Genomic DNA, 7,540 nt, shown 5'->3' with positions numbered 1-7,540 from the left:
CGATGTTCCACGAGAGCAGGTCGATGTGGCGCACCTCGCCCTCCAGCGGCGGGGCCAGGTCCAGCGCCAGCGGCGCGCCCACGTTGCCCTGCCAGTGCGCCAGCACCGGGTCGTCGTGCTCGCCGCCGATGAGCTCCAGGTCCGGCGTGAGCGTGCGGTCGGGGTCCTGGGGCGCCCGCGACTGGGCCGGCTTCGGGGTGCGGCGGGCCGTGAGCGTGCTGATCCTGGCCTCCGGGCGGGGACGTGTCCGTGTGCGTTCCCGGCCCGCGATGGTCAAGAATCGGGCCGGGCACCCGCTGCCTTCTCCTTCCCCAACAGCGTTAGGATGAGCAGCGATGTAGATGCGGGCCGTAGATGAACTGCGGAGCGGACTACCTCCGAAACGGTTCTATGTCACGGCAGCAGGCCGCGCAGCGGTCTTCGCGCGTCGTAGCCCGCGCGTTTACGCGCCCGGGCGGACCTTCGGTCGCGACGCATCTCTCCAAACGCATCTCCCGACACGCATCTCCCGACACGCATCTCAGGGGACGCATTCGCAGAACGACAAAGGCCGCATCGCGGGGCGATGCGGCCTTCGTCCTGTGCGGCGCAGCGGGTGGTCAGACGCGGACGACGACGGTCTCCACGATCTTGTCGTGCAGCGCCTGGCGGTTGCGGTCCCACAGGATCTGCGCGAAGCCGAGCAAGCCCGTGAACACCGACGCCGCGTAGCCGCCGTACCGCTCGAACGCCGCCCAGAAGGTGATCTTCTCGCCGCCCAGCCGCATCACGCGGATGCCGGCGATGCGCTTGCCCGGCGTCTGGCCCTGCCACAGCGCGAGGAACCCCGTGAAGTACAGCGCCATCCACCCGAAGCTGAGCCCCAGGTCGTCGGCCGCGTTGCCCAGCACCTTCAGGATGCCGGGGCCGGGCTGGTCCTTCGCTGACTCGGCCGCGTCCTTCAGCTCCTCGTTGGCCGATTCCAGCTTGCCGATGCGCGCCTCGGCATCGGCCAGCGTGTCGGCGGCGAGGGCGGCGGTGAGCTGCGGGCGAAGCTGGGCGGCGGCGGGCGCGTCCTTCTTCGCGAGCGCCGCGCCGTACGCGATCGCCAGCGAGTCCGACGGAACCGGCTTGGGAGCCAGGTCCAGCCCGGTCGCGCCGCTCAGCACCTCGCCCATCCACGGGCGGTCGCGGTCGCGCGCCAGGTCGCCCACCGCGCCGCGGATCTCGCGCTCGCCCATGCCCGCGCCGTGCATGTGGCCCACCAGCTTCTTCGCGGCCGCCTCGGCGGCGGGGCGGTCTTCGGCCTTCTCCAGCTCCAGCATGTCCGGCGCGATGAGCAGCCCGCTCGCCACCGGGACCTTCTTGCCGTTCACGTCCACCGCGGGCCCCGCGGAGCTGGTCGCCAGCGCCTCCACCACGCTGGACCCGGCCGACGACATGGCGCGCGTGGCGCGGTGCCACAGCCCCAACGCCATGTAGAAGAGCACCACCGCGCCCACGCCGCGGAAAACCAGGCTCAGCTTGCGGCCGGACGCGGCCCGCTTGGTCGCCATGCTGAAGAAGAGCGCCGCGGCGCCCAGCCCCAGCAGGGTGCCGCCGCCCAGGTTCACCAGCACGGCCACGATCAGCAGGTCGACCGCCATCGCCGCCGCGCGGCGCTTGGCGCTCGCGAGCGGCAGCCCAATGAGCTGCGGCGCCACCGAGAACGCGTCCTGCGAGATCGTGGTGTTGGGAGATGCGTGGCCGGCCATGGCCCTCTTCGAGAAATCGGGTGGAGAAGAGCCGGAGACCCGGCGGGACCTGCGAGGGAACGAGCGTAGAGCCAACAAGTTACAGGGAATCCATCCCGCTGGCAACCTCCCGCTGCCTTTCCGCGCGCACCACGGCGGATGCGCGGCAGCCCGGCCGTTCGGGAGATGCGCGGCGGCACGTGGCCATCGCGGCCGCCCGTCGGCGGCTAGGACTGCGCGGCGGCTTCCTCCCCCGCGTCGATCTCGCGGGCGCGGCGCTGCAGTTCCGCGAAGTCGATCTCGGCAGACGGGATCAGCTCGGCCTTCAGCACCTCGCGCATCTGGTCCAGCGCATTGTCGTTCGCCGCGGCGGTCTGCGACGCGGTGCAGTCCGGCGGCACCACCACGTGGAAGTCGCGCATGAAGGCGTCGCTGGCGGTGAAGAGCACGCACGAGTTGCCGGCCATGCCCGTGAGCACCAGCGTCTTGGCGCCCAGGTAGTCCAGCAGCGTGTCGAGCGTGGTGGAGTAGAAGCCGGAGTGCTTGGGCTTGAGCACGAAGTAGTCGTCGTCGTGCGGCTCCAGCATGCGGCACACCTCGCAGCCGCGCACGCCCTCTGCCGCGCAATGCTCGTACACCTTGCGGAAGTCCGACTGCCAGCGCCCGAAGTTGTCGTTCACGTACACCACCGGTACGCCCACCTCGCGCGCGCGGCCGGCCAAGTCGCGCAGCCGCCGCGCCATGGGCACCGCGTGCTGTACGATGAGGTCGCCCCCAGGATACTCCATGTCGTTGATGACGTCGATCAGCAGCAGCGCGACCTCGCACGACTCCGGCACGTTCCCGTGCAGGTCCTTGTTCTTCGCCGGCATACGCTCGCGGGAGCAGGGTTCTCGAAACCTCCGATCACCCGTCCTCCAGCAAACCCCGCGCTACCCCGCACAACACCCACATCCGCACCGCGATTACCCACCGTCCCTCGTGCCGCAGAAACGCCTCGTCCCCCGGACTATGTAGGGGCTGACCTGCGTGTCAGCCCGTCTCTCCGCCCGCAACGAATCCTCAGAACCGCACCTCGCACGCCGAGAAATTCACTGCCGCACGGCCACCGCAACCATCAGCCCCCACATCGGCCCGATCTTCTTCCGCGTCATCGTCTCCAACTGAAACCCCGACGCCAGAAGCAGCGAAACCAGCTCGGCCGACGAGTACATGCGATGGTACTTCGTCCCGCGCAGCCGCATCCAGCCGTCGAGCAGGCGCATGGAGCGGAAGTCGCGGCACCAGTCCACCGTCGCGAACCGCCCGCCCGGCTGCAGCACGCGCCGAACCTCCGCCAGCGCGCGTTGCGGCTCCGCCCAGAACTGGAGCGACGATGCCGCCGCGACCATGTCGAACTCCGCGTCCGCGAACGGCAGCGCCTCCGCGGGCGCCTGCACGAATGCAGCGCGCGACGCGAGCCCCAGCGCCTCCGCCTTGGCCCGCGCGACCGCCAGCATCCCCGCGGATGGGTCCGCGCCCGCGTACGTGGGTGGCAGCGCGCCGCGCCCGGCGAGCGCCGCGAGCAGGTTGCCCGTGCCGCAGCCGACGTCCAGGAGCGCGCCGGTGTTAGACGGGAGATGTGGGAGCAGCAGTGCGAGGCTGCGCCGATTGTACGTCGCCCAGCGGCGGTCGTACCGCGCCGCCTCGGCGTCGTAGCCGCGGCGGATCGCGTCCGGGAGGTCAAGAGATGCGGGACGGCTCATGCGGTGAAGTTGCCCGCAGAGGGTGAGGAGTGCAAACGGGATGATGCCGAAGATGTATCGCATGCGGAAGGGCGCCCCCTCCCCCGGCCCCTCCCCCGCAAGCGGGAGAGGGGAGAACTGCTTGCGGTGGAAGCGGTTGGGAGGGACGAGAAGCAGGGAGAGGCGATGTCGTTCCGCAGTACCCATAGCGAGATGTACGGCGGGAGACTCGCGCGGCGGGATGCGTCCGCGTGCGTGATGCGCGAGGCTCCCGCCGGGCGGGGAGACCCCGGACGGAGGCCAACAGCAGTACCGTTGGCCGGAGGAGGAGGCTCGCCGACCCCGCGGAGGAGACGGGCGGGCAGGCTGTATCGCCCGGCCGGCTCCGGAGCGGACCGCCACGACCACCGCATCCGAAGCGAAGCGGGTCTCCGTCCGGAGACGGAGACCCGCTCGACCTGCCGTGGCGTCCGGACGAACCCCGACAGACTCGTCCGACGCGCCTGAGAACTACATCTGCTTGTAAGCCTGAGAACTACATCTGCTTGTAAGCCGGCCCGCTGCCACCCTCGCGCGGCGTCCAACGCGGGCCGATCACGTCCGTCGCCTTGCAGTCGATGCAGTTGGGCGCGTTCACCACCAGCTTGTCGCCCTGCCGCTCGTACACGCCCGCCGGGCACAGGTGCTCGTACAGCGTGGCGACCTCGGCAGACACGTCCTGCCCCACGATCAGGTGCGACGGGATGTCGTCGCGGGTCTGGTTGCCGGACTTGAACACCGCGTCGACCTTGCTGAACGTCAGCTTCCCGTCCGGCACGAACGGCGCCTCGGGGGTGACCCTGCGCGGCACCACGGCGTCGGGGTGCATGTCGATCTGCCCGCCGGGGACGCGGCCGCCGGTGAGCGTCATCAGCCCCGCCTTCACGCCGCCCACGAAGAACCCGTCCTTGAACGCCAGCCGCATGTTGCGCGTGCGGTACATGTCCTCGACCACGTAGCTGTGGTCGATCATGCGGTCGTACTCCGCCAGCGCCTCGGAAGAGACGTCGCCGCCCTTGATGGCCGCGAACGCCGCGCGGGCCGCGTAGATGCCGGACTGCATGGCGTAGTGGATGCCCTTGAGCGACGGCACGTCCACGAAGCCGGCCGCGTCGCCCACCATCATCAGCCCGTGGCCCACGCGCCGGGCGGGCAGCGAGTAGTAGCCTCCCTCGGGGATCGTCTTCGCGCCCCACTCCACCATCTCACCGCCTTCCAGGTGCTTGCGGAAGAAGGGGTGCAGCTTCATGCGCTGGAGCAGCTGGTGCACGTCCAGCGTGGTCTGCCGGTAGTCCAGCCCGACCACGAGGCCCAGCGCGACGAGGTTGCCGCCCAGCGGGTACATGAAGCTGCCGCCGAACGCGTCGCGCGGCAGCGGCCACCCCAGCGTGTGGACGATGCGGTCCAGCGGCTCCTTGACCTCCCACACCTCCTTCACGCCCAGCGCGTAGATCTGCGGGTTGGCCGACTCGATGCCGCGCCACGAGCGGTACGCCTGCGTGAGCGCACCGCGGGTGCCCTCGGCGAGCACCGTGACCTGCGCCGTCACGTCGGTCGGCGCCTCGTAGCGCCCGCCCGGCTGGCCGCCGCGGTCCAGGCCCGACGGCACGGTGCGCACGCCCCGCACGCGGTCGCCGTCCACCAGCAGCGAGTCCACCGGGAAGCCGGGAAGCACGTTCACGCCCAGCCCCTCGGCCTTCTCGCCCAGCCAGCGCACCACCTCGGAGATGGAGGCGGTGTAGTTGCCCTGGTTGTGCATGGGCGGCGGCGTGGGGATGCGGTAGCTGCCCGTCTCGGTGAGCAGCGCCACCGTCTCTTTGTCCACCTTCTGGCGGAACGGGAAGTCGCTCTCCTCCAGCTCGGGGAACAGCTCCTTGAACGCCCGCGGGTTGATGACGGCGCCGGAAAGGTTGTGCTCGCCGAGCGACGATGCCTTGTCCAGCACGGCGATCTGCAGCTCGCCCATCGAGCCGCCGGACTCGCCGTCCTTCTTGCACAGGCGCGCCAGCTCGATGGCGCCCGCCAGACCGGCCGGACCCGCGCCCGCGAACACCACGTCCATCTCGATGGCTTCCGTGTCGGGCGCCTCGGCCAGGATCATCCGGTCGCGCGGAAGCTCGGCCTGGTGCCGGGCGGGCACGACCACTCCGCGTGCGCTCTCTGCCATCGGGGGTCTCCCTTTCGCTCAGGGCTCCGACGCGCGCCGGGTGGCGCGCGCGTAGCCGCTTCAGTCGTTTCGGGTGCGGGCGGCCGCTGCACGGCCGGGCGGAAATCGGACGGGAAGATACGGGCCGCGCCGCCACGCCGCAAAGGTTTGCCCGGCGCGGCAGCGGCCCGTGCGCTTCCGATCAGCCGCACGTCGTCACCAGGCCCGCAGATCGCGGGAAGGCTACGCTCGGTCGGCGGAATGCTCCCACGTCCCTGCCAGAACGTCTGCGCCTGAAAAACAGTGCGTATCCCTCCCGCAGCCTACCTCCTCGGACGTTCGCACCAGAACGCACCATTGATCCGCCTGTGTAGCCGTCTCGATGATCGCAATCGGGTCTTTGACGCCTTCGTTGCTTTTCGGCCGCCCCCAAGTGGGGAAATATGCGCATGAAAGGCACATTTATTACGCTGTATAGTATTACGTAGGAATATTAGCCGCTGCACGCGATCAGCTTGCAGTGAGTTATCGGGCTCCAACCACGTGGATAGTGATTCATTTTGGTGCATACTGCACCACAAGATGTCGGCGCGCCAAATAGGCCGTAAGTCTCTAAACGACTATCCGACAGAGGGTTATCCACCGCACGCATGCCGCCCGAAAACGGGCCCGCTCTTGCCTTTATGGATAGCACCCCGCTCGAACGTCCGTTCGACGCCGGGTCCCACCCGTTCAGTGGAGCCCCGTTCCATGAAGAAGCTGTCCCTTCTGTTCGCTGCTAGCTTCCTCGCCGCCTGCGGCACGACCGACCAGTCGCCCACCGCCATGAGCGGCAAGTCGGCCAAGGACTTCGTGGACGCCCCGGTCATGCACGGCGCCGCCGAGCCGCACATGCACCCGGCGAAGGGCCAGAAGGCCCAGCCGTCGAACGGTGCCACCACGTCGGCGCTGATGACCCTCCACAACGGCAACATCCTGGTCGCGGCGAAGACGCAGGCGATCTTCTGGGGCTCGCAGTGGAACACCGCGTCGTTCGCGGGCGACAAGATCACGGGCCTCGACAGCTTCTTCAGCGGCTTCGGCAGCAGTGCCTACGCGGCGACCAATACCGAGTACACGGGCCTGAACGGCCAGGTCAGCGCGACCACCACGTACCTGGGCCACGTGATCGACACGTCCACGCCGCCCAGCAAGGCGCTGACCGTCTCCGGCGCCGTCGCCGAGGCGTGCAAGATCACCGGCAACAACCCCGACCCGAACGGCGTCTACTTCATCTACACGTCGACGGGCGCCGGCCACGTCAGCTACTGCGCGTGGCACAGCTACGGCACGTGCACGGGTGGCAAGCCGGTGCAGGTGGCGTACATGCCCAACATCGACGGCATCGCCGGCTGCGACCCGCAGGACACGTGGACCACGCACTCGCAGGGCCTCTCGGCCGTGGCGAGCGTGACGGCGCACGAGCTGTCCGAGGCGATCACCGACCCGCGCAACGGCGGCTGGTACGACGCGAGCGGCCAGGAGAACGGCGACAAGTGCGCCTGGGCGTTCCACGCTCCGGTGACGTTCACCAACGGCTCGGTCTGGAAGCTCCAGATGGAGTGGTCGAACGCGGCGTACACGGCCGGCACCGGCTTCCTGAACACCAGCGGCCAGAAGGGCTGCCTGCAGGGCTGATCCGCCCCGCGGCACCGCAGTGAACACCGGAGGGCGGGGGCTCGTTGCCCCGCCCTCCGGATTCGTTAGGGTTGAAGGCCGGTCCATCGGCCCGTTCCCCTCCGTCCGCGCTTCCGTCCGGCCGACCCGGCGCCACACCGTGCGCACGGCCGCCGTCCCTCTTCCGTTCCCGCCGCGAAGCAGAAGCATGAGAAGCATCCGCACGAAGCTCCCGTTAGCCGCCGCGCTCTCGGCCCTCGCCC

The 7,540-nt window shown here is 69.6% G+C and carries 6 protein-coding genes; 1 reads left to right on the top strand and 5 read right to left on the bottom strand.

All coding sequences use genetic code 11. The features are described 5' to 3' along the window. The 5 genes from VFE05_05830 to VFE05_05810 all read right to left on the bottom strand — a co-directional run. Positions 1–277 (bottom strand): hypothetical protein (locus VFE05_05830; protein ID HET6229582.1); only part of this gene is annotated, 277 nt, incomplete at its 3' end. Positions 278–599: 322 nt separating this feature from the next. Beyond that, a complete protein-coding gene (locus VFE05_05825) occupies positions 600–1,733 on the bottom strand; it encodes an RDD family protein (GenBank protein ID HET6229581.1) in 1,134 nt (377 codons plus the stop codon). 206 nt (positions 1,734–1,939) lie between these two features. Beyond that, the gene (locus VFE05_05820; protein ID HET6229580.1) at positions 1,940–2,584 is read right to left on the bottom strand and encodes an isochorismatase family cysteine hydrolase; all 645 of its coding nucleotides are present in this window, start codon (positions 2,582–2,584) and stop codon (positions 1,940–1,942) included. Between the two features lie 219 nt (positions 2,585–2,803). Continuing rightward, positions 2,804–3,520, bottom strand: coding sequence for a methyltransferase domain-containing protein (locus tag VFE05_05815; GenBank protein ID HET6229579.1), 717 nt, complete (start codon positions 3,518–3,520; stop codon positions 2,804–2,806). Between the two features lie 451 nt (positions 3,521–3,971). Then, entirely contained in the window at positions 3,972–5,642 is a 1,671-nt protein-coding gene (locus VFE05_05810; protein HET6229578.1) for an electron-transfer flavoprotein:ubiquinone oxidoreductase, read from the bottom strand. Positions 5,643–6,371: 729 nt separating this feature from the next. On the opposite strand from VFE05_05810, the gene VFE05_05805 reads away from it, so the two are divergent. Beyond that, positions 6,372–7,298, top strand: coding sequence for a hypothetical protein (locus tag VFE05_05805; GenBank protein ID HET6229577.1), 927 nt, complete (start codon positions 6,372–6,374; stop codon positions 7,296–7,298). Positions 7,299–7,540: the final 242 nt, after the last annotated feature.

Source organism: Longimicrobiaceae bacterium (genome assembly GCA_035696245.1).
GTDB lineage: Bacteria > Gemmatimonadota > Gemmatimonadetes > Longimicrobiales > Longimicrobiaceae > DASRQW01.
This window is presented reverse-complemented; position numbering and strand designations above follow the sequence as displayed.

Bases quoted from the DNA above. Each gene is read 5' to 3' on its own strand.
- VFE05_05805 (HET6229577.1), top strand. From the start codon at position 6,372: ATGAAGAAGCTGTCCCTTCTGTTCGCTGCTAGCTTCCTCGCCGCCTGC.
- VFE05_05810 (HET6229578.1), bottom strand. From the start codon at position 5,642: ATGGCAGAGAGCGCACGCGGAGTGGTCGTGCCCGCCCGGCACCAGGCC.
- VFE05_05825 (HET6229581.1), bottom strand. From the start codon at position 1,733: ATGGCCGGCCACGCATCTCCCAACACCACGATCTCGCAGGACGCGTTC.
- VFE05_05815 (HET6229579.1), bottom strand. From the start codon at position 3,520: ATGCGATACATCTTCGGCATCATCCCGTTTGCACTCCTCACCCTCTGC.
- VFE05_05820 (HET6229580.1), bottom strand. From the start codon at position 2,584: ATGCCGGCGAAGAACAAGGACCTGCACGGGAACGTGCCGGAGTCGTGC.